Below are 22,218 nucleotides of genomic sequence, written 5' to 3' on the forward strand. Positions count from 1 at the left end.
TCTGAAATCTCCCTATTTTTTTAATTCGTTATACTGGGATACGCCATTTCTTACGAATATCAAGGCGCTCATCCCATCTTTTTTGTTGATCAATGGCAGTAATCAGAGGATCAATGTAAGACTCATATTCTTTATAACGAGTCATCCGAAAAATCGTTTGTTTAATCTGGGGCCAAAACGAACGAAGCTGTGCATAATCCGCTTGATAATAGGCGCGCATCATGTCCATAGATAACTGTGGAACAGTATCTAATTGCAGTGCATCCTCTGCACACATCTTAGTTAGTGCAAAAACAGCTTTTGCTACCATCGGAGAAATAAGCCAGCTTGGCAATGTACGGTATTCAAACCCACCGTAAGCTTGTCGTCGATAGTCACCTAACCGTCCATATCTCGGTCTACGCTCTTTGCCGCTCTCTGCCTCTATAAGTGCTAGAGGTATGGTAATCAGGCTATCCAACAGCCGTAACAGTCTGCTAGTAAGCGGTACCCCACTCAAATGTATATGACCTCCGAGCGCAATCCCTTTAATTGGCATCGCACCAGCAACTAATCGCATCGAAGAATTATTAATTCGCTCACTGGCTTGCATTAATAGTCGTTGTATTTGCATTAGCAATTGCGCAGGTTCAGATGTAGGACGGGGCCGTAACTCCAATAGCGGATATATTAATTTACCTTTTACTCTGATCGAATCCGTACCAATAGCCGCTCCTTTATTTTCGCCAAAAAAGTAAGAAGCAGACACGAGCTGACCAGTTGCATTGACAATAGCTACTTCTGGATCAGCACCAAGCATAATAGAAAGCATCTGTTTGTGATTAACTATATTTAATGCCATCGTCTCCGCAAACTGTTGTTTAGCAAGCTGATACGAATGATCGTCTACTATCCGATCTGATGCACTAACCGGCTGCACCAATCCGTCACCACTTAATTGAACTATCACTTCTCCTACTTCTAATGCTAATACGTACAAACTTGCTATAGCCGCTTTCACAACTTGTTGCAACAATTTGTCGTTACTGACTCGCTCTGTATAATTATGTTCTGCTTTTACCGTAGTTCGAAATGAATCCGTTTCCTGATAGCGAGTAGTTAACGCATCTTTGTCAGTCAATCGAATCAGTTGTACTAATTGAAAGTGAAAAATCGTCACCCGAAAAAAGCGGTTATGGCTCAACGTTCTATTACCTATTAACCCACAGTCTTTCCAATAGACTTGCAACTGCTCTCTACTGCATTTTGCAAGTCTAGGGGCCCCAGCATTCATATACCAAACTCCAGCCATCTCAGCCTGCTGTTTCGTTAGTTGTTTTTCACTTTGAATCAGTACATCTCCTCGTTGTAATAGCTCCCCTTCTTTGAGGTAACGCTGTTCTCTAATTATCATGTTTAACACCTCAGCTGTCATCATTGACTTCCATCCAAGTCATCTATCCTCCGCCTACTTTTACCTAATTAAAAAGAAAGAGGGCTTGCGCCCTCGAATTCTAAGCTGTAGTAGCATAGAATACATTATCCGCCTCGGAAACGGATATACACAGTTTCTTCTTTTTACAAATCATCATCCAGCAATGAAATATCCAAATCTTCAAAATCTTCATCATGGTCGAAATTGTAAACTAAACCTTTGTCATCATCAGAGTAGCCATGTGGCAACACAGCAACACATACTTTTGTCTCAGCAATGAGCTCCACTGTAAACTCTCTTTCCACCCTTAGTGTCACACTCTGACCACTGGATGAAATATTCGCTTCCACACAATTAGGTTCTTGGATTATATCTGCGAATACTTCTTCCGTAGTTGGTCTGTGTTTGCTATCTACATAAGAAAGTGGAACATTTTCTACATATTGCACAGACTCCTTCGCAACATCGGTTTGTGAATTATTATTGTACGAATACCAGATGTTAATGTCATAAGAACCTACCACTTCAATTCCATCATTCGAGCGAACAGCTTCGAACTGGTGGTTAATAATCCATGCACCTAAAATACTAGTTGGTCTATGCGGCGGTGTAACGGTATGTGTTACAGTAGAAAACTTGCGTCCTTTACCGCAGACAGCTTTTGTAATAATCTCTCTTCCTTGAAGCTGTTTATCTGCAATCGTCATTGATTTAACCTCCTCCAAACAATCATTCATTTAAAGTGTATGCAAGTCATAGGCGTTTGTTGATTAATGAACCTCTAAAGTTATAAATATTTTTTACAAGACTTCTTTATTTCAGCTATAATTGCTTTTTCTATACTAGCTGCTGTCTCTAATTGTCTAGAGACAGCAGTTTTGTATTAACGCTCACGATATCCTGCTGTTAGTTTGCGCTCTAACCAAACAACCAGTTGATACATAATTACTGCAACGACAGCAATCACGACTAACGTTGATAAAACGAGAGTAAAATTAAATACTTGGAAGCCATAAATAATTAAATAGCCGAGACCTGCTTTCGCCACAAGAAATTCGCCGACAATGACACCAATCCAAGCTAATCCAACGTTCACTTTCAATGTTGCAATAATGACGGGAAAAGAACCTGGTAATATTACTTTTCGAAATAGTTGCCAGCGACTAGCTCCAAATAAACGAACTACTTTAATGTAACCACTATCTATCTCCTTAAATTGATTATATATATTAATCGTTGTAATAATGACTGTAACCATCAAAGTTATTGCAACTATTGAAGTAAATCCCGGTCCAAACGCTACGATAAATATTGGTCCAAGTGCTACTTTTGGCATACTGTTCAATACTACTAGAAAAGGATCAAATACTTTCGCCCAAAATGGTGACCACCATAATAATGCCGCCAGAACGGTACCTAGAAAGGTTCCTAGAGCGAAACCAACAATCGTTTCTGCTACAGTTACCCCAATATGAGGCCAAATCGTACCGTCTACCATCGTTGTATACAGTTGTTTTACTAATTTGGAGGGAAAGCTGAATAATAATGGGTCAATCCACTTTTTCTGTCCTGCCATTTCCCATAGTCCAATAAAAGCAATTAAAATCGATAGTTGCACTACTTTTACAGCTATCGATTGTTTGCGCTCTTTGCTACGGTACGCTGCATGGAGTTGATCTGTGAGCTGATGATCACTCAACACCTCCCCCTCCTTCCGTATCGATACTTTGCAAAGCAGCAGTCAACTGTTCCAATACTTCTAGAAACTGCGGCATAGACCTTGCCATTTGTGGACTTACTTGCCTCATCGCATCCGGTACAACAATTTCGCTATGAATGCGACCTGGTCCAGGCTGAAGAACGATAATACGGTCGCACATGGCAGCAGCTTCTTGCAAATCATGAGTTACTAACACTGCTGTTTTACCTAAACGTCGTAATGTACTTTTAACTAGTTCCTCTAATTGCAACTTGATATGAAAGTCTAGCGCAGAAAAGGGTTCATCTAGCAACAATACTTGTGGCTCCGTCACCAACGTTCGAGCTAATGCCGCTCGCTGCCGCATTCCGCCAGATAACTCATACGAATATCGCTGTGCAGTACCAGGAAGCCCTAATTCATCTAATAGTTTTACCGCTTTATCAATGGAGTTTGATTGCAAAGTTTTTTGAATTTCTAAACCTAGTAGCGTATTATTTTGAATCGTCCTCCATGGGAACAAATAATCCTGTTGTAACATGTAGCCTACTTTAGGAGATGGTCCAGCAACCTTCTCTCCCTCTAACAATACAGCGCCGACTGTTGGTAGAAATAATCCAGCCAATAAGTTTAAAACCGTTGTTTTACCACAACCACTCGGCCCAACTAATGCCAAAAACTCTCCCGGCGCAACTTGCAAATCAATATTTTCAACTGCTGTAAATGCACCTTTACTATGCACATAAACATGGGTAACTTGTTGTAATTCCAAAATCGCTGTTTGCGTCATCTACTTGCCCCCTAGTACGTGCAAACCTTATTTGGACGACACCTCATCCAGCACCTGCTCTGCAAATTTCATATTGACAATTTCACCATATTGCACGTCGCCTTTTAATTCATTAGCTGAACTCATCACATCTAACAAATTGTTCCACTCTAGCTCATCAATATAAGGATTTTCTGCGTATGAAGCTTGCTGTTTGTATCGATCAATCGATGAAATCATAATATCTGCATCTACGCCATCAAAGTACGGAGTTACTACTTCAGCAATTTCGGTAGCATCAGCCGATATAATCCATTGTTGCGCTTTATAGATCGCATTCGTAAAAGATTGAATAATGGCTTCGTTTTTTGTAATATAGCTTTCACGTGCCATAAACGCAGTATATGGTAATAACCCACTTTCCGTACCAAAACTAGCAACCACTTTGCCTGTACCTTCCCGCTCAAAAATTGAGGCTGTAGGTTCAAATAATTGAACGTAGTCACCCGTACCTGATGCAAAAGCAGCTGGAATATTACCGTAGTCAACATTTTGAATAAGCTCCAAATCTAGTTTCGGATCAATCTGATGTTTTTTTAATACAAATTCCCCGACCATTTGTGGCATTCCGCCTACTCGTTGACCCAAAAATTCAGTTCCAGCCACATTTGACCAATCAAATGGCTCTTCCTCTGTTCTTGCTACGAGAAATGTGCCATCAGTTTGTGTTAGCTGTGCAAAGTTGATTACCTTATCATCTGCTCCTTGCAAATAAACATAAATAGATGTTTCAGAACCAACCAACGCTACATCAATTGCGTTTGACAACAAGGCAGTCATCGTCTTATCTCCACCTGGTGTTGTCGTTAGATCAATTTGTAAACCTTCCTCAGCAAAAAAACCTTTTTCGATCGCCACATATTGCGGCGCATAAAATAATGATCTCGTCACCTCACCTATACGTACTAATTGCTTGCCCGAATCTCCTTTGTTGCAGCCTGATAATATAGTTAGTAACACCAATGCTGCCACGAAGAAAATGGTTAATCTTCTACGCTTCATTCGCTTATCCTCCAAACTATTAGCATCGATTGATGTAATAGATTATGCACATGCCTAAAGGACGGTTCCTTTTCATACAAATTAAAAAAGCAGCCTTTGACCAAATCAAACATTGGTCCAAGCTGCTCCTAATGGTTACATATTAGGGTAACCATTTTACAATTGATATATATCGCTATACTTGTTCGTTAAGTAAGTAACTAAATGAGTTGGGTCTAAACTTTTCCCCGTCACATCTACAATCAGTTGCTCAGGTGTTTTCAACTTACCATATTGATAAATTCGCTCCGTCAACCAGTCTTTCATAGGTAATAAGTTTCCATCTGCAACTAATGACCAAAATGCTGGTATGTGTTGCTCCATCGTATGAGCAAATTGCGCCGCGTACATATTACCTAATGAATATGATGGAAAATAACCGAAATCGCCACCGGACCAATGAACGTCTTGCAATACACCGTCGCTATCTGTTTGTGGTTTTATCCCTAAATATTGCTCATACTTTTCGTTCCAAGCAGCTGGCAAGTCTTTAGCTTGAAGGCCTTCGTTAAAGATCATCTTTTCCAATTCATAGCGAATAATGATATGCAGGTTATAAGTTAGCTCATCTGCTTCAATTCTGATCAAAGATGGTTCCACTATATTATTGGCACGATAAAATTGGTCAACCGATATCGATTGTAAGTTTGGAAAATAAGATTGTAATTTAGAATAGTTTTTATTCCAAAATGGTCGACTCCGACCAATCACATTTTCCCAAAATCGAGATTGAGATTCATGAATACCCATCGACGTGCCAGTACATAATGTTGTATGTGCTAGACGTTGAGCAATATTTTGCTCGTAAAGTGCATGACCACCTTCGTGAATCGTCCCAAACAAAGCACTAGTAACATCATCTTCCAAATAACGCGTCGTTATTCTTACGTCTCCAGGGTTTAATCCAATTGCAAATGGATGAACACTTTCATCTAATCGACCCGCTTGAAAATTAAAGCCCATCTGCTCTAATATTTGCAAACTAAGTTGTTTTTGTGCTGCAATAGGGAATGACTGTTGCAAAAATGTGCGATCCGGTTGATGCGGCGATGCTTGTATACGAGCTAACAAATCGACTAATTGTCCACGTAATTGCCCAAAGATACGATCTAGTTCCGTCACTGTCATGCCTGGTTCGTATTCATCTAACAACGTATCGTACCGACTAGTTGTTACTCCCCATATATCAATGAATTGATTTTTATAATCAATTATTTTTTGTAAGTAAGGCTCAAATGATGCAAAATCATTGTTTTCCTTTGCTTCTTCCCATTTCGCTTCTGATTGCGAAGCAAGAACGACATATTCTTTATATAACGGTGCAGGTATTAGTATATTACGATCATATGCTTTCCGTGTTTCCGTTACTAATGTTTGGGACACTTCATCCAACTGTGCAAAAATTTGTTGCTCTTCTAACGTCGTTAGCCATTCCCCCAATTGAGCGGAAGTAGCTAGCTTAAACTGTTCAGCAGATAATTCACCGATCACTTCAGATCTGATGTCTACTCCTTGTTTTGGAGCTCCTGTCCGTAAGTCCCAATACATCAGTCCAATAGCTTCCTCATAGTATTTTAATTTACGATCTAATTGCAAAAATGAATCAAGTGTTTCTGTTATTTGTTTCATTTCGTTGCTCGCCTCTCCTTCATTTGATTTCTGATAGCAATAAGTTATAGAATATATAGTATAGTGGTATCATATAAGATTAGCAGGGGGGAATTTCTATAGCATTGCAAAATTAGTTTAGCACTATGACTTAAGTGCCGGTTCTATTTCACTTCTATATTGCTTTAAGTGTCGATGTACTAATCGATGATTAGAAAGATCACTAGCTTCGCCCCATACAAGACCCATTTGTTTCGTTTGGGATAAACAACGATGTAATAGCTCTTGATCAATGATCCATAAGTCGATATCTTCAAATGCCAAACCAAGTGTTACAGCTTGCAACCGTTCACTCAGCTGCTCTTGGAGATCGATACTATCGATGCCTAGCTCATTAAGCAATAATGTGTTCAGCTTCAATTGTGCTGCTTTATACAGCTTGATCGCACCACTATAATTGCCACGGCGTTCATGGTATTGTGCGACTGCTAATTGAATAAGTCCTTGATACACATGCGCATAAGAAGATTGGCGTTGTTGTTTCCAATATTCTTCTAGCACTTCATGACATTCGAAATAATCACGGACAGCATGGTATTGGATTAAATATCTAGTTAAATAGTCGATTCGTTGTTCTATCATGATATTTTTTCCTCCATAAAAAAATTGCAACCAATATTGATTTTAAACGTATGTGACTATGATAGCAAACTAATCACGTTATAAAAGGAGAAAGAACGAATGAAAAAAGGTATGCTTGTTATGATGGTAATGACATTATTACTAACGATTGGCTTGAGTTTTAGCGAAAATGCAGATGCAAGACGTGGAGGCGGATTCAGATCTCCAAAGAGCAGCTTTACTCAAACACCAAAGAAAACAGATTCCGTAAAGAAATCAAATCCAAAACAAAACCAAGCTGGAGCAACTGCTAACAAACCAAATAGTGGTGGATTTATGAGAGGTATGTTGTTTGGTGGACTAGCTGGTATGTTGTTCGGTGGTCTATTCGCAGGTATGGGTGGTTTCGGACAAATCCTTAGCTTGCTTGTAAACATTATCATATTTGCAGCAATTATTATGGCAGTCCGTGCGCTCTTTATTTATATTCGCAATAACAGAAAACAACCGCCAAATCCGTATAATCCCAATGATCGGAGAAATTACTAAGTATGCGCCTTTATACAGACGAAATAGTTAATGCAGTCTGTTTGCATATTGCTGATCGTCGTGACGTGCAGCCTACAGATGTAGAGGTGCAACTATCTTGGGAAGAGCAGTACGGCTTTACGGCAGAAATTTGGGTAAACGGTCGTAGTCAATATTTGCTAGAAGCTAATTTATTAGAAGCTATCGAACAGTATATGTATACCGAATATGATCGTCGTGTATTTCGGTCAGAAATTACACTCAATGGCGATGAAGAAACATCCGAATTTTGGGCGAACATCCCTGATGAATAGAAGTGAACAAAGAATACGGTACAAATGAGCTGGCTAATTAGCCGAAAGCTTTCCGGTTGGACAAAAAAAGTTTAGCACCCTGCCAAACTTTTTTGTCCAACTTTTTTAATAGTATGATACTTTTCCAGTGTATATAGCAGTAGCAATTTGCGGTAAATATCGTACATGATGCAAATATGCTGTTACGTTACTATCGTCTTCTTCCTCATAACAATAACCAAGTCTCTCCCCTACTTCTTTGGCATTGTGACGAAATAAATCGGTCATCTCCATGAGAGACTGCCATATCGCCTCATTATTTCCACTTGGAAAAGTTCTCATTAGCGCTTGCCATTGCTCCTCTTCGATATAAGACTGCAAATATTTATAATTTTTCCCCACACTTAAACTAAAATCAGTTTCCATTCCTACTTTCCAACTCAACATGTGCATTATCATCGGTCGCATATATAATTGCAAATGATCCATAGCATACAGCGTTTCTCTACGCCACAGCCCTTTGGCTACATTCGTAGCAATCCACCAAAATTCATTGCAGCACGCCGCATATTCGTTAGCGCTTGGCTTTTTCACCCAATAATCTTCATCAGAAGCAGGTGGTAGCTTAGGCATAATATGATCTTTATCTAGTAACGTACGGATCAGTTTATCCGACTGACAATATTGTGGCATAACAGTTAGTGGATATAACGATAAATCTATGCGATTACCATCCGTATATAGCATTAAATAAGAAAAGCATTCTACATCTCCCGCATCGATCCAAGTACCTGCATCTGGCATCTGCATCATAATTCTACTGCCAAATTGATCCACCCAACGATGATCTAACAAATATGACGCCATATCTGTAACGAAAAAGCTGATATCAAAATCTTGAAACATATCGGTTGGTACTTTTTCATTCGTTCGCGATCCTTCCAGTGTCACTACCCGCACCCGTTCATCTTGCATCGCATATTGCATAATAAGAGAATACATCTCCTCCGTTGTACGCATGATGTTAACTCCTCCATTCCATTTTCGAAAGCTGTAATATGTACGTTGATTTTATTATTGTTATTTACTTGATCTTTGTCAATTTACTGTAACCAAATAACACATTTACAGCATATCATACTATTCCACTAGGAATACTGTTGACAAATATATCGTTCGGTTATAAAATAAATGACATCTACAAAGGAGTGATTGGTAATGAAGGAATTATTTATTAATAATGATAAAACAAAACAATGGCTAACCACATTAGAACAATTGGAAGTATCAATCAAACAGTCCGCTTTACAGGCAGATGAACAAAATTGTTTTGTTGCTGATAATATTGAACTAGTAAGAAAAAGCGGATATAGCGCCATCACCCTACCCTCATTATACGGTGGTGCAGGATTTTCCATCCATGACGCTATTGTGCTGCAAGAAACATTAGCTAGCTACGATGGCAGTACTGCCTTAGTTATGGCTTGGACACTGCTCACTGTCGGCGAATTATATGAAAATCAATATTGGGACGACACGCTACTACAATCGTTCTCTAACGAAGTTACCGCAGGAGCCATCATCAATCGAGCGGTGAGTGAAGCTGCTACAGGAAGCCCTATTCGCGGAGGTAAGCCGACTACTACTGCTATTAGAAATGGTAATCAATATATTATTACTGGGCGAAAAAGCTACACAACTGGAGCTTATGCTCTCGATTATTTCCTTGTATCCGCTTGGTTGCAAGACGAGGAACAGATTGGCTTTTTTCTTTTAGCAAAAGATACTCCCGGATTACAAATTGAAGACAATTGGGATATGGTGGGAATGCGTGGTACTGGTAGCCACGATGTCGTACTGAATCAAGTAACAGTGGATGAAAACAAGTTGGTAGAAATCCCAAGTTATCGTACAGGATTTAAACTAAATCCGTGGTTGCTTCTTATTCCTGCAACCTATCTCGGTATCGCTCAAGCTGCCGCTACTTATGCTATTGATTTCGCCAACCGTCACCAACCGAATAGTATAACGACGACGATCGCTCATTTGCCTAATGTTCAATCCTCTATAGGAGAGATGGAACTACTGCTGCTGCAAGCACGACACAGCTTGTACGGAACTGCACTGGCATGGGAAAGACAAACAGACAAAGAACTACTTGTAAGTTCTGTCAACGCAGCTAAACATACAGCAACGAATCACGCTATCGCTATTGTAGATATCGCTATGCGGATAGTTGGCGCCAAAAGCTTGCAATTGTCCAACCCGCTACAACGATACTATCGTGATGTTCGAGCTGGACTACACAATCCACCGATGGATGATTTGACCATTTCGCTACTGGCAAAACATGCAAACAATAATTGGAGACAGAAAGAAGGAATTATCGATGAAAAAAACACTAATTAAATCCATTCAACTGATCGCGATCAGTTCTGTTATATTACTAGCTGGTTGCTCAGCAAATAGTTCATCTGAACAAACTACCGCATCTAGTAATGGCGACAATACGATTAAAGTGAAAGTTGCCTATGAATTAAGCGGCAAACCGATGACTTATCAAGATGAAAATGGGAACGCTGCTGGATATGATATCGATGTTATGAAACTTGTAGATGAAAAACTGGAAAACTATGAATTTGAATATATAGGGACAACTTCTGATGATTTGTTAATTGGTGTTGAGCAAGGAAAGTTTCAAGTCGGAGTGAAAAATGCTTTTTACACAGAAGAAAGAACTAAAAAGTATATCTATCCGCAACAATTTATCGGTCTTTCAAGCGCAGGATTAGTGTTAAACAAGGACAATAGCGATATTAAAAGTTTAGCTGACTTTGCTAACAAACAATTTACACTAGCTCCTATTGCTGCCAACAATGCGCAATATACCGTTATCGATAGTTATAACAAACAACATCCAGAGCAGCCAATTCAATTAGAAGCTGGTGACACCTTTGGGGTCGATGTTGTGCAATGGGTGAACGAAGGACGAGTAGACGGCGGCGTTATGATTGAAGGATCGTTCAACAAACAAGTAACAGAAGCAGACGGTCCCTATCATCATTTAAAAGACAATGTCATATTTCAGGAGTTTGATGTTATCAAAACATGGCCTTTATTTAATAAAAAAGAGCAACAGTTTGCTGATGATTACGATCAAGCGATGGAAGTAATCTTTCAAAGTGGTGAGTTGCAAAAAATAAGTGAAAAACATTACGGGCGTGATTTATTTGCCGTACTTGATCGCGTCCAACAGTAAAGGATGATCCTACTTGCAACAATATTTTGATCTGACCTACATTTGGGATGCCTTTCCGAAGTTGCTCCCCTATCTTTCTGTCACGCTTTACGTTTCGCTAATTGCTGTATCGTGTGGTACAGCATTTGGCATCTTGCTTGCCTTTATGAAGTTAAGCAAACATCGTATATGGCGTTTCATCGCTAATAGCTATACGACGATTATGAGATGTACGCCTTCGATTGTGCTGCTATTTTTAATTTATTATGGCGTACCGGCATTAACGGATTATTTGTTCGCTTTTTCTATCCAAAATGTTCATACCGGATTTTACGTCGTTATTACATTTACACTACAATTCGCTGCCATGATGTCCGAAGTTGTTCGTGCTAGCATAAAAGCTGTACCAGAAGGTCAATTCGAAGCTGCGGTAAGTGTTGGCTTGTCCCCTGCTAAAGCTTATATCCGAATTGTGTTTCCACAAGCGATTGTTTTTGCACTTCCAAACATCGGAAACGGCATTATTAGCGTTTTGCAGGAAGGTGCGCTAGCTTATACGATTGGATTTATCGATATTGTAGGCAAAGCCAATTTAATCATTGCGAACAACTATGGTACACATACGTTAGAAATATTCATTGCACTTGCTATTATCTACTGGATACTTGCCATTGGTATAGAAAGAGCTTTTCGCTTTATCGAACGAAAATTACAATTTAGAAAGGAGCTAGTATAGCAATGGATATATCCTTTATCAAAGAAGCATTGGGAATTGCGCTGAGCGGCGTACCAATCACCTTACTCGTTACTTTTGTTGCATTACTTATATCTGTTCCTATCGGCTTCTTGTTTGCACTCGTTCGCTTGAAGCGCATTCCAATTTTACATCAACTAACAACTATTTATGTTTCTTTCGTTCGTGGAACACCTATCATTATCCAAATTTTTGTCCTTTACAGCAGTATTCCGCTCATTATTAATCAGTTGTTAACAGCAAACAACATTACGTTTGCTATTTATGATATTCACCCACTTTGGTACGCTTTTGTTATCTTTTCATTCAATACGGCAGCTACCCTTTCCGAAGTCTTTCGCGGAGCTTTGCAAACAGTAGATCGTGGACAACTAGAAGCTGCACACGCTGTTGGGCTTACTACAAAACAAGCGTATCGCTCCATTATTATTCCACAAATGCTAGTAGCGGCTTTACCTAATTTGTGTACTGCTACAGTTAATTTAATAAAAGCTACATCACTCGGCTACGCTATTTCTCTACCAGAGATTACACTACGAACCAAAGTAGCTGCTAATTTAGGCTATCATTATTTGGAAGCATATCTTGTTATTTTTGTCGTTTATCTTATTTTATGTTTACTAGTGGAACAGTTATTTAAATGGTGGGAACAATATATGCGTCGTCACGAAGGAGTATCAGCTTATGCTAACCATTAAAAATATACGGAAGTCTTTCGGCAAAGACACTATTTTAACAGGAATAGATCTCGATATTAAGAAGGGTGATGTCGTCGTTATTTTAGGACCAAGCGGTTCGGGAAAAACAACTTTGTTACGTTGCCTTAATTTTTTGGAACGAGCAGATCAAGGTATCGCTACTTTTGGCAATCAGCAAATTAATTTAGCTACAGCAACCAAAAAAGAAGTACTCGCTGTACGACAAAAAACAGCTTTTGTATTTCAAAATTATAATTTATTTGCCAACAAAACAGCTTTACAAAATGTAACCGAGGGGTTAATCGTAGGTCGAAAAGTAAAAAAAGAAATAGCGATAGAACGAGCAAAAGCAGCTTTAGAAAAAGTCGGGCTGGCAGACAAAATGAATCTCTATCCGCATCAGTTATCTGGTGGACAACAACAACGTGTTGGTATTGCGCGAGCTGTTGTATTGCAGCCTGACATTATACTATTCGATGAACCAACATCCGCTCTCGATCCTGAACTAGTCTCTGAAGTGCTTGCTGTTATGAAATCTATCGCTAAAGAAGGTACGACGATGCTCGTTGTTACTCATGAAATGAGTTTTGCCAAAGAGGTCGCCAGTCATGTTGTGTTTATGGATAGTGGTGCTATTGTTGAGCAAGGGAGCGCCAATGATATTTTTTTTCAACCAAAAGAAGAACGAACTAGACGCTTTTTGCGACGGGTGTTACCAGATGAATACAATTTTCAAATATAAAAATTGCTTTTATTTCGCTAGCTTCTCTCCACAATTAGGACAAAAATTGGCCCCTTCATTTTTCACTCCACAGTTAGGGCAAAAATTAAGTTTAGCGGTCGAAGATGCGCTCGGTTTATCTCTTTTAGGTGAATCAGGGCGCATATTTTCGATCATATCGTTAGCGACATTCATGCCAATCATCATACTCGCCATATCTCCCGCCATACCGCCACCTTTTGTATTCCCGGAAGCAATGCCATCTGTCATCGCCACTTGTTGGTATTTGGTCAAATTACCAATCATTTCATAAGAGGCTGATCGCGTAATTTTCTCTTGAATTTCTGCTGGATAGCTGAAACTCATCACTTGAAATCCCGTAACAGACAACCCTGTTGCCAACAGCTCCATATCCAAATCTTCTCGAATACCGGCACTGATCGCCGAAGCGTTCGCTTGCAAATTAAACATATCTTTTCCTTCTCGGCTAATCCATTTCATCAACAATTGATCTAGTGCTGCTGTTATTCTAATTTTCACATCTTCTACCAAATAACTATTTTTCATACCAGCTATTTTATCAATCAACGATACATAATCATGTGCTTTAAACTGAAAAGTTCCATTGGCTCGAATAGGAAGACCACCTGGCAATTGTGGTGCTGGGATCATAATCGGCTGCCTCGTTCCCCATTTGACCGTGAACTCTTTCGTATTAACAAAAAGTATCTCTACCCGCATCCCACTGTTAAAGCCAAACTTAAAGCCTTTTAAAGTCGATAAGAAGGGGATAATATCCGAAGCAATTTGATATTCTCCATCTTGTTCAAAAATCCCTTCAATCTTTCCATTAGAAAAGAATATAGCATCCTGTCCAGGACGGATAATTATTTTACTACCTTTTTTCACTTCTTCATTATGCCACTTCCAAAAAATCATATCATCACGGAATTCTTCCCACTCTATAACGTTCGCAAATTGTTTTTTAATAAAGTCCATCACGATGATTCTCCTCTCCCATTGACAATTGCTTCATTTTTAAAATGAACCTTTACTACCACTATGTGAATGCCCACCACCGGACACTCCTCCTCCACCGCCGCTAAATCCACCACCAGAAGATCCATTATTCCGTTCAATTTTGCTTTTCGTAACTGTAGAATGCAAATATTGATCTTGGCTAGCAATAACTTGCGATGTTTTTTTATCTTCATATGTTCGAAATGTAACTTTTAACTTTTGACCGGGGCGATAACCTAATATGGCAACAACGATAATGCCGATAATTATAGCTAAACCGAGCTGAAACCAACGATTAAATAACCAATTATCCGGACTCACACCACTGGGAACAGCCATAAATTGATCGGCTAACTCTACATAACGATACATGCCCTCATAATATTTTCCTTCGGCAAAATAGCGGCTAATCTCTACGTTTATTTTATCTAATCGCTTATCATTTAACGTCTCTTTTGCTTGACCATAACCAGCCAAATAAATAGAACGAGCAGTAATATCAACATATAATATTGCCGTACTACCATGCTTTCCTTCATATCCTGGTCCAAAATCATCATAAAATTGTTCTGTCATATATTGTGTATCAGTATTTGCAATACCACTATTCGTTACAATCATAACATCCGTTTGATGTTTTATGCTAACATCCTGCATCAACGTTTTTAAGCTGATATATTCTTCTTTTGAAAGTATGGAAGCTTGATCATAAATATACCTTTTGGAGGCAGGCGATTGGTTGGATGTAGCATATATAGAAATAGCACTTTGCCCAAATAAAATAAATATCATCACGATTAACACAATTCGAGATTGTAATTTCACCAAAAGCCACCACCCATAAATGCAGAAATCGACTTAATAATGAGCAATGTTGCTGTTGTAGATACTCCAAACCAAAGGGCTATTTTCCCTTTACTTATTGGTGGTTTGCCAACTACCTTGCCTGTTTGACCATTCATTGCAAATGTATATTCTAATTGATTGTAATCATAATGTAATACCCAAACTGGCAATAACGCATATTTTGCATGTTTCACTGACCTGCGAACATCATTATCCGTCACGCTTACTGTTGTAAATCCACCTAATGTAGATTGTATATAGGCATCAATATAGGACTTCACTTTTTCATCCGCTCTAGGTAACATTTCATCTTCATTATAGCTATATTTTTCTGCAACGAAGCCCGCCAAATACGGAACTTGAAATGATTTTAACTGTTCATAAGGAAAGGGCTCCAGCTTATCCATCAAACTGTCATTCATTTTCTCAGAAGCATCGATGGGCACTTGACTATAATTCAATTTTAATTTGCGATATAGTGCATAATGCTGCGTTTCTGTATATTGATAATCACCTTGTATATACGTACGGATTCGAGTAGCACGTGCTTTCACTTCTACGTCATTGTCCAAATCATATAGCCAAAACGGTACATACATACCAGTAATTGCTTTGATCCGATTAGCGCTCATAAATCCTTTTGGTGTAAATCTACCGTTACGACACCACTTCCGAAATGCATCAATTGCTTCCTCTTTGCTAATTGTAAAAGGAATTACGAGATCAGGCGACCATTTTCCCGCTAACCGCTCTCCTATAATAACACCTGAACCACAAAAACTACATACCGTTGCAGCAGACAATTGATCCGTTATTAATTCTGCTCCGCAGCTGTTACAATGAAATTGCTGTAAAGAACTATCATGCTCTTGTTCTAACTTATATTTCGCTGCAAATTGTTCTATCTTTTCTTCTCGTCCACAGCTGGCACAATACAGCATACCAATTTCACTGTTATACACCATCCCCCCACCGCATCCGGGGCATTTGTAATCTATCGTTGACACTTTTCCACCTCAATTCCGAAGTTCTTGCTCCGCAATTAGTCTATCCTGCACTTCTAGCACTTGTTGTTCCCATCGCTTCATTACTTCGGAACCTTCTGTCATCGAAACGAGACTTTCAAAAATCGCAGTCTCTGTTATATCCGTTTGCAAGCTAATTGCTTTTTGCTGTAAGTGTTCTACATCTGTCAGTAATAGTTGATTCCATTCCATTAGCGGCTCATATTGAATTCGAAACAGCTCATACTCCTCTTGCAATTTCTTCTCTCTTTGCTCTGTCTTTTTCTGCTGCGTCATTATTTGTTCCAGTTTATAACGATCATTAGCTTCCGTTGCCAGCTGCTTATATCGTTCATACTTTAACAGTTCACTACGACACTCGACTAGAGAAAGTTTCAAACGTCTTTCATTTACCGTTTGTGCAGACAACTGGGATTGACTAATATTCGCTTGACGCTGCAATGCAGCTATAATTTTGTTCATCACTTGTTTGGTATCTTTTTTTTCGTTAATAATAGTATGAATATGGGCTTGTAGCACCCGCTTCATTCGTAATATTTCATCCATAAGTTGCCCACTTCTCCTTTTCAGCTATGCAAAAATAAGTCGTTCATTTTTTATGAAGTTACACACTCTATTAGTTATACTTATCATTATAGCAAAATGATTCATCTTTCTAATAAATATTAATAACATCCGTTAAAACTTGCAACTATAATTGTTTTTATTGCACAAAAAAACCTTCCAGACGATAAGAATCAACCTAAAGTGTAGGCTTATTTCCAATCGTTTGGAAGGATTAATGTGGTTCATCAGGAAGCGCTTACTTGTACGTCATTTTAACGATTTATTTTTCTGAACTCGGTTGCACTCATCCCATTGCTACGTTTGAACGCTCGGCTAAAGGTGTTGAGTGAGACATAGCCTACTTCTCCAGCAATTTCATTAATGGTATGTTCACTATGAAGTAGCAGATGTTTCACTTTATTCATTCGTAACGTTTCCAAATAGTCCGAGAAATTTTCACCCGTTTGTTCTTTGAAAAAATAAGAGATATACGCTTCAGAAGTTTGAAAGTGATCGGCTAATACAGTCAAGCTTAACGATGATTGGTTATAATTTTCATTAATATATGCCAATAAATCTACTTTCAATAGTTCATTATGACTCTTTTTACGACTATTCATCGCAGCGGCAACATGAACATATCCTCCACCTATTTGTGAAAACACTTCTTCAAAGTTATAAATATACTCCATATTTTTCAGCACAGGCTCCATCATTAATGAAATCTTTGCTTGTTCTCCACCTAATGATTCGCAACTTTTGAAAAATGTAGCTAGCAGTTCATATAATAATACTTTTTTCATTGCTGGTGTTACATTTTTTTGTTGATTACGTTCTCTAATTTGTGCCACTAGTTTATTTGTTTCATCCACATTTCCAGACTTTACAAGATTGAGCAATCGCAACTCGACATCTGTAGGGAAATAAAAAGAATCTATTGGTGATGGCTGTTCGAATTGATATAAAATTGCTTGTTGATCCGGTATATCGTCGTTTCTTACCATTACCCCCGCCTCCTCGAATGAGCGAGAAATATCAACTATATCCGTTACAATAGTTCCTACGGCTATCCATATACGGACTTGTAACGTCTGTGTAATTTCTTCATAGAATGACAACAAGCTAGTTTTCAGTTTCTCTTCCGCTTCAGCTACCGAATTGGCTCCCAAATTGATCAGTAATGCCATTTGATTAACATGTATATCTTGAACAAACAAATGATCTTTGTGATGATTATTAACCAAATCTTGTACTGCCAGCTTATGAATGTCTAACTCTTGTAATATTTCTTCATTTAACTCCAACATATATTGATCAAAGTGAACAATAGCTGCCACATAGTACGGATGATTCCAATTGAGCCCCAAATGTGCCATCGATATTTCAATTTCACGTTTTGTATTAAATTGTCCCGTTAACAGTCGATCGAAAAAACTATTTTGTAGCAATGGTAGTTGCTCCGTTAACCGTTCTTGCAGCTGTTCATTGTTCTCAATCAATTGTTTTACCGAAGTTTGAATCGCATCGAGCGGATTTTTTCGGTAAGTAGCAGTTCCTTCGTCTGGCTGAGGTCGTGCTAACATAGACATTAGTACGTTCCACGGTCTACTTTGTTTATACGCAAAAAAAGCTGCGATCGCTAATCCAAATATTAATGCTGCTACAAAAATAACCGTAATCATTGTTTTTAAATAAGTTACCTTATTCAATACTTGCTTAAGCGGCTGAACCGATATATACGTCCAACTATTATAGGTCGACTTGCTTTGTGTAACGAGCATTTGTTGCCCATTAATCTGCATTTGATCATGCATTCGATCGCCTAATTCATTCGTATCTATCGTAGTTAATTGCTCGTCTTTCTCTGCCACATAGCTAACAATATTGCCATCACTATCAGCGACGTATACATAACCACCTTCGTGCAGATCAAGCTCACTAAGCATACCGCGAATTTGATTATTATCGATCATCATTACTACTGCGCCGCCATAATAACTTTGATTGCCAAAAGAATGGACATATTGCAAAACAGAATGCTCTTTTTTCATATACGTCATATTTTGCGAAGGATAATAAGTACGTGTATGAAAATTGGCCAATATAGATTGACGCCAAGTTGCCACGTCCATTCCTTCTACTTGTAGCTGCATATTATAAAATTGATCCAAATCATATACTTTGTCTGGAGCAAAAATCATATTATTACTTTTAAACACCAAATAATAGTCTATAAGAAAATGATTAGTCAGCGGATAATTAAACAGCTTTTTAACCGTTTCATACATTTTATAAGGATTAGTTCCACTAAGTGGGTCCCGCACATATTGAAATGAAACTACTTTCGTATCGTTAGCAACTAAATAAGCGATCATTTCAATTTCTGCCAAGCGGCGATCAAGAATGCTTCGAGTTTGATTCAATACAGCCAAATTGTTTTTGATCGTTTCTCTTTCGACTAATTTAGAAGTATTCGTATACGCTATCATTCCCAGCAGTAATGCTCCTAATAAAATAAACACTGTAGGTACAAAGAAATGAAACGGTATTCTGAACTTATCGTACGCTGTACGGTTCATTCTCACAGCTCCCTCAGACAAATACTATGATCGTTTGTAAGAGTTACTGCTTATAGATTAGACAGCATCCCACAATCTACGTACATTGTTTAGACTTATTCTCGTCGCTTCTAAGCATTCTTCCATTCCTTCAAATTCTAATGTCAACTTATCATCATATCCGGACTCTTTAATGTATTTAAAAATCTTTCTAATTTCTACATCACCTTGTCCAAAAATTGAACCTCTTATAAAATTGCCATGCGTCGTTTTAATCCACGCGCCTTCACCCGGATCTTCATCAAATGGACGAATATAAAAATCTTTCACATGAACTAAAGAAGCATAAGGCAAGTTATTTTTCACGCCAACCATTGGATCTTCATCGACACACAAAAAGTTACCAATGTCCAATGTCGTTTTAAAGTTAGGACGATCTACCGCCAACAATACTTGTTGCACCCGATCACTTTGTTGCACACTAAATCCATGATTTTCTATCGTAGTAGTAATACCGAATTGTGCCGCATAATCAGCAATTTGTTTGCTTCCTTCAATAATTTGATCAAAACTATTTAGAAAATATGGCAATAACGTTTTTTCATGAGGTAGCGTAAAAGCGGTAACATCATGACGCATATGTCTAATATTCATTCTATCTAATAGATCAACATGTTCCTTTAATCGATTTACTTCTGCAACAAATTCTTCTTCTGTATCTTGTACAAAATTAGCTGGCATTGAATAATTCGATAGTTCAATTCCTTCTTCTTCTGCTCGTTTACGTAGTTGATCAGCAAGCTCTGGCTGGTCGATCAGTGTAAATCCATAGGGTACAAGCTCCAAATGTTCTCCACCATGATCCTTCACCCATTTTGGTACATCGAGAATATGCAATTCTCCTGATTTTAATGCTGGCAAAACACAGTAGCTACTCATTCCTAATTTCATTTCAGTTTCTCTCCTTTGTGTGAGTAGGCCTGAACTTTATCTATTTCGTTCAGGCCTACCAAAAAATATATTAGTTAGTGTGTGGTTGATATGCTTCCTGATATATATCAATATAACGTGCCAAGTTCATATCTTTCAAGGTCTTTAAGTAATTTTCCCACTCTTTTTCGATATCCGCATCGCCAATGACAAAACGAGCAGTCATTTCTTCTACATAATCAAACAATGTTTTTTGCAAATCAGCTGCTTCTGCTGCTTGCTCTTCTGTCAAGAACAACGGTGGTAATGACTTTACGTCTTTCGGTTGGTACGGTTCGTATTTTTCTTTCGTTTCTTTATATAAAATAACTTCGGAATCCGTATCTCCTTTTGCTACAGAGCTTAATCTGAATTCATTGGAGCGCCTTCCTGGACCTGTTTGTGAATAGTTATTATTTTGCAGCGTACCGTGGAATTCTATTTCTGCCCAAGTCGCTTGTTCCCCATTGATACCAAGTTCACCGGGCTCTGCTTCACGCCATTCTACACCTGGACGACCGTGGTTACTACGTAGCGTATGTTCGAACTCATACAATCCATCTGCCCAGCGCAATGCTATTTCTGGATATTTAGCTTTATCTGTAATAATAAATGCTCCTGCTGTCATACCTGTTGGATCATATGATGCGTATTGTACGCCTTCTGGTCCTTTTAGAGGTGGAACAGCTGAATAATTCATCCATCTACCGCTGTCTCCATGAAGAACGGTAAACACCCCTTGATGCCCACCACCAGCACCACCTAAGATCACTTCATCAGAATTTTCACCTAACTGAATAAGTTGATTACCATCTTGTGTAAACGATTCTTGCGCAATTAACCCTTCGCTGTATAGTCGGTTCAAATATTTTAGCCCTTCTTTCCAGCCAGGTTGTTCGAACGATGCATTCACTTTATTATCAGCATCTGCATACAAATATTTGGTCGTACTATTGATCATCGGTGTATACACAAAAGAGTTCATTAAAAATGCTTCCATATTACTTAACCAAGATTTTTGAGTAAATGCTAATGGAATCTCATCTTGTTTATTGTTTCCATTTGGATCTTTTTCTTTAAATGCTTTTAACACTTCGTAAAGCTCTTCCGTTGTTGCAGGCATTTGCAACTCCAACTTGTCTAGCCACTCTTTATTCAACCACATTTTTTGTGCCATAGAACAGTGGAAGCATTCATTGACATCTGGCAATCCATAAATATTACCATCTGGTGCAGTTATCGTATTTTTAACAAACGGTTTGTCTTCAAACATCTTTTTCACTTGTGTTCCTTGCTTTTCAATCAAATCATTAAGCGGTAAGAAAATACCTTGTGAACCATAAATCATTTGTTGCGTAGAAGAAACGTTAATTCCAAAAATAATGTCTGGATAATCGTTACCTGTTAAAGCCAAATTAAGCTTTTCTTGACGGCTTTGTTCTGGAACTACTTCCCATTCAATATGAACATTCGTTTTTTCTTCATACCATTTCGTAAAATCATTTGTAGCAAAATCCTCTACTAGTGGATTGCCACGTACCATCGCTTTAATCGTAACTTTTTCTTTTGTAATCGGATACGTACCAGGTGGAGTTAATAAATCCTCTTCTGATAACTCGCCACTTTTTTTATTATCTTTTTTAGTTTCTGGCTTCGCTGTATTCGCTGTACCCGTTCCATTCTCTTCACCCTTATTACCACCACTCCCACACGCTGCAAGAACAGTCGTAGCAACAAGCACAAGCACTAATAATAGAATATACTTATTTTTCATAAATATTTCCAGCCCCCTAGTCATTTTAGACATTAT

At 38.5% G+C, this 22,218-nt stretch carries 22 protein-coding genes; 7 read left to right on the top strand and 15 right to left on the bottom strand.

Annotation, left to right across the window (positions count from 1 at the left end; genetic code table 11):
- Positions 1 to 28 precede the first annotated feature (28 nt).
- From ACFSTH_RS03780 to ACFSTH_RS03810, 7 genes are all read right to left on the bottom strand, one after another.
- Entirely contained in the window at positions 29 to 1,417 is a 1,389-nt protein-coding gene (locus tag ACFSTH_RS03780; protein WP_377771446.1) for a putative amidoligase domain-containing protein, read from the bottom strand.
- A gap of 140 nt (positions 1,418 to 1,557) precedes the next feature.
- Complete coding sequence (locus tag ACFSTH_RS03785; RefSeq protein WP_377771448.1) at positions 1,558 to 2,121, bottom strand: outer spore coat protein CotE; 564 nt, start codon at positions 2,119 to 2,121, stop codon at positions 1,558 to 1,560.
- A gap of 176 nt (positions 2,122 to 2,297) precedes the next feature.
- The gene (locus ACFSTH_RS03790; protein WP_377771450.1) at positions 2,298 to 3,113 is read right to left on the bottom strand and encodes an ABC transporter permease; all 816 of its coding nucleotides are present in this window, start codon (positions 3,111 to 3,113) and stop codon (positions 2,298 to 2,300) included.
- Positions 3,106 to 3,903, bottom strand: a complete 798-nt coding sequence (locus ACFSTH_RS03795) for an ABC transporter ATP-binding protein (RefSeq protein ID WP_377771452.1) — start codon at positions 3,901 to 3,903, stop codon at positions 3,106 to 3,108. The genes ACFSTH_RS03790 and ACFSTH_RS03795 overlap by 8 nt, the downstream gene beginning before the upstream one ends.
- 27 nt (positions 3,904 to 3,930) lie before the next feature.
- Entirely contained in the window at positions 3,931 to 4,944 is a 1,014-nt protein-coding gene (locus ACFSTH_RS03800) for an ABC transporter substrate-binding protein (protein WP_377771454.1), read from the bottom strand.
- Positions 4,945 to 5,100: 156 nt separating this feature from the next.
- Positions 5,101 to 6,612 (bottom strand): carboxypeptidase M32, encoded by a 1,512-nt coding sequence (locus ACFSTH_RS03805; protein WP_377771456.1) that lies wholly within the window; start codon positions 6,610 to 6,612, stop codon positions 5,101 to 5,103.
- Between the two features lie 123 nt (positions 6,613 to 6,735).
- On the bottom strand, positions 6,736 to 7,233 hold the full coding sequence (locus ACFSTH_RS03810) for a DUF309 domain-containing protein (RefSeq protein ID WP_377771458.1): 498 nt from the start codon (positions 7,231 to 7,233) through the stop codon (positions 6,736 to 6,738).
- 99 nt (positions 7,234 to 7,332) lie between these two features.
- Between ACFSTH_RS03810 and ACFSTH_RS03815 the strand changes: the two genes are divergently transcribed.
- Positions 7,333 to 7,761, top strand: coding sequence for a hypothetical protein (locus tag ACFSTH_RS03815; protein WP_377771460.1), 429 nt, complete (start codon positions 7,333 to 7,335; stop codon positions 7,759 to 7,761).
- 2 nt (positions 7,762 to 7,763) lie between these two features.
- Positions 7,764 to 8,054, top strand: coding sequence for a YxcD family protein (locus tag ACFSTH_RS03820; protein ID WP_377771462.1), 291 nt, complete (start codon positions 7,764 to 7,766; stop codon positions 8,052 to 8,054).
- A gap of 105 nt (positions 8,055 to 8,159) precedes the next feature.
- Here ACFSTH_RS03820 and ACFSTH_RS03825 read toward each other — a convergent pair whose 3' ends face one another.
- A complete protein-coding gene (locus ACFSTH_RS03825) occupies positions 8,160 to 9,053 on the bottom strand; it encodes an aminoglycoside 6-adenylyltransferase (RefSeq protein WP_377771464.1) in 894 nt (297 codons plus the stop codon).
- 198 nt (positions 9,054 to 9,251) lie between these two features.
- Here ACFSTH_RS03825 and ACFSTH_RS03830 point away from each other — a divergent pair, with 198 nt between their 5' ends.
- The 5 genes from ACFSTH_RS03830 to ACFSTH_RS03850 are packed head-to-tail and all read left to right on the top strand — an operon-like array spanning position 9,252 to position 13,465.
- Positions 9,252 to 10,442 (top strand): acyl-CoA dehydrogenase family protein, encoded by a 1,191-nt coding sequence (locus ACFSTH_RS03830; RefSeq protein ID WP_377771466.1) that lies wholly within the window; start codon positions 9,252 to 9,254, stop codon positions 10,440 to 10,442.
- Positions 10,423 to 11,292 (top strand): transporter substrate-binding domain-containing protein, encoded by an 870-nt coding sequence (locus ACFSTH_RS03835; RefSeq protein WP_377771468.1) that lies wholly within the window; start codon positions 10,423 to 10,425, stop codon positions 11,290 to 11,292. Before ACFSTH_RS03830 ends, ACFSTH_RS03835 begins: the two co-directional genes overlap by 20 nt.
- Positions 11,293 to 11,305: 13 nt before the next feature.
- Positions 11,306 to 12,007 (top strand): amino acid ABC transporter permease, encoded by a 702-nt coding sequence (locus ACFSTH_RS03840; RefSeq protein ID WP_377771470.1) that lies wholly within the window; start codon positions 11,306 to 11,308, stop codon positions 12,005 to 12,007.
- Positions 12,008 to 12,009: 2 nt separating this feature from the next.
- Positions 12,010 to 12,723, top strand: coding sequence for an amino acid ABC transporter permease (locus ACFSTH_RS03845; protein ID WP_377771472.1), 714 nt, complete (start codon positions 12,010 to 12,012; stop codon positions 12,721 to 12,723).
- Positions 12,710 to 13,465 carry an amino acid ABC transporter ATP-binding protein gene (locus ACFSTH_RS03850; protein WP_377771474.1) on the top strand — a complete coding sequence of 252 codons (756 nt, stop codon included), beginning with the start codon at positions 12,710 to 12,712 and terminating at the stop codon, positions 13,463 to 13,465. Before ACFSTH_RS03845 ends, ACFSTH_RS03850 begins: the two co-directional genes overlap by 14 nt.
- Positions 13,466 to 13,474: 9 nt before the next feature.
- Here ACFSTH_RS03850 and ACFSTH_RS03855 read toward each other — a convergent pair whose 3' ends face one another.
- The 7 genes from ACFSTH_RS03855 to ACFSTH_RS03885 form a co-directional block, all read right to left on the bottom strand.
- Complete coding sequence (locus ACFSTH_RS03855; protein WP_377771476.1) at positions 13,475 to 14,443, bottom strand: SPFH domain-containing protein; 969 nt, start codon at positions 14,441 to 14,443, stop codon at positions 13,475 to 13,477.
- Positions 14,444 to 14,482: 39 nt separating this feature from the next.
- A complete protein-coding gene (locus ACFSTH_RS03860) occupies positions 14,483 to 15,289 on the bottom strand; it encodes a TPM domain-containing protein (protein ID WP_377771478.1) in 807 nt (268 codons plus the stop codon).
- Positions 15,286 to 16,317, bottom strand: coding sequence for a TFIIB-type zinc ribbon-containing protein (locus tag ACFSTH_RS03865; protein ID WP_377771483.1), 1,032 nt, complete (start codon positions 16,315 to 16,317; stop codon positions 15,286 to 15,288). Before ACFSTH_RS03865 ends, ACFSTH_RS03860 begins: the two co-directional genes overlap by 4 nt.
- A gap of 9 nt (positions 16,318 to 16,326) precedes the next feature.
- Entirely contained in the window at positions 16,327 to 16,881 is a 555-nt protein-coding gene (locus ACFSTH_RS03870) for a hypothetical protein (protein ID WP_377771485.1), read from the bottom strand.
- A 272-nt stretch (positions 16,882 to 17,153) separates the two neighbouring features.
- Entirely contained in the window at positions 17,154 to 19,460 is a 2,307-nt protein-coding gene (locus ACFSTH_RS03875) for a helix-turn-helix domain-containing protein (protein ID WP_377771487.1), read from the bottom strand.
- Between the two features lie 57 nt (positions 19,461 to 19,517).
- Positions 19,518 to 20,390: a sugar phosphate isomerase/epimerase family protein gene (locus tag ACFSTH_RS03880; protein WP_377771489.1), complete on the bottom strand. Its 873-nt coding sequence runs from the start codon at positions 20,388 to 20,390 to the stop codon at positions 19,518 to 19,520.
- A 70-nt stretch (positions 20,391 to 20,460) separates the two neighbouring features.
- Positions 20,461 to 22,182, bottom strand: a complete 1,722-nt coding sequence (locus ACFSTH_RS03885) for an ABC transporter substrate-binding protein (protein ID WP_377771491.1) — start codon at positions 22,180 to 22,182, stop codon at positions 20,461 to 20,463.
- Positions 22,183 to 22,218 lie beyond the last annotated feature (36 nt).

Source organism: Paenibacillus yanchengensis, assembly GCF_042684845.1.
Lineage (GTDB): Bacteria > Bacillota > Bacilli > Paenibacillales > Paenibacillaceae > Pristimantibacillus > Pristimantibacillus yanchengensis.

Coding starts and splice junctions, on each gene's coding strand:
- ACFSTH_RS03885 (WP_377771491.1), bottom strand. CDS start 22,182: ATGAAAAATAAGTATATTCTATTATTAGTGCTTGTGCTTGTTGCTACG.
- ACFSTH_RS03820 (WP_377771462.1), top strand. CDS start 7,764: ATGCGCCTTTATACAGACGAAATAGTTAATGCAGTCTGTTTGCATATT.
- ACFSTH_RS03845 (WP_377771472.1), top strand. CDS start 12,010: ATGGATATATCCTTTATCAAAGAAGCATTGGGAATTGCGCTGAGCGGC.
- ACFSTH_RS03855 (WP_377771476.1), bottom strand. CDS start 14,443: ATGGACTTTATTAAAAAACAATTTGCGAACGTTATAGAGTGGGAAGAA.
- ACFSTH_RS03835 (WP_377771468.1), top strand. CDS start 10,423: ATGAAAAAAACACTAATTAAATCCATTCAACTGATCGCGATCAGTTCT.
- ACFSTH_RS03785 (WP_377771448.1), bottom strand. CDS start 2,121: ATGACGATTGCAGATAAACAGCTTCAAGGAAGAGAGATTATTACAAAA.
- ACFSTH_RS03805 (WP_377771456.1), bottom strand. CDS start 6,612: ATGAAACAAATAACAGAAACACTTGATTCATTTTTGCAATTAGATCGT.
- ACFSTH_RS03800 (WP_377771454.1), bottom strand. CDS start 4,944: ATGAAGCGTAGAAGATTAACCATTTTCTTCGTGGCAGCATTGGTGTTA.
- ACFSTH_RS03830 (WP_377771466.1), top strand. CDS start 9,252: ATGAAGGAATTATTTATTAATAATGATAAAACAAAACAATGGCTAACC.
- ACFSTH_RS03825 (WP_377771464.1), bottom strand. CDS start 9,053: ATGCGTACAACGGAGGAGATGTATTCTCTTATTATGCAATATGCGATG.
- ACFSTH_RS03795 (WP_377771452.1), bottom strand. CDS start 3,903: ATGACGCAAACAGCGATTTTGGAATTACAACAAGTTACCCATGTTTAT.
- ACFSTH_RS03815 (WP_377771460.1), top strand. CDS start 7,333: ATGAAAAAAGGTATGCTTGTTATGATGGTAATGACATTATTACTAACG.
- ACFSTH_RS03850 (WP_377771474.1), top strand. CDS start 12,710: ATGCTAACCATTAAAAATATACGGAAGTCTTTCGGCAAAGACACTATT.
- ACFSTH_RS03875 (WP_377771487.1), bottom strand. CDS start 19,460: ATGAACCGTACAGCGTACGATAAGTTCAGAATACCGTTTCATTTCTTT.
- ACFSTH_RS03810 (WP_377771458.1), bottom strand. CDS start 7,233: ATGATAGAACAACGAATCGACTATTTAACTAGATATTTAATCCAATAC.
- ACFSTH_RS03880 (WP_377771489.1), bottom strand. CDS start 20,390: ATGAAATTAGGAATGAGTAGCTACTGTGTTTTGCCAGCATTAAAATCA.
- ACFSTH_RS03780 (WP_377771446.1), bottom strand. CDS start 1,417: ATGATGACAGCTGAGGTGTTAAACATGATAATTAGAGAACAGCGTTAC.
- ACFSTH_RS03870 (WP_377771485.1), bottom strand. CDS start 16,881: ATGGATGAAATATTACGAATGAAGCGGGTGCTACAAGCCCATATTCAT.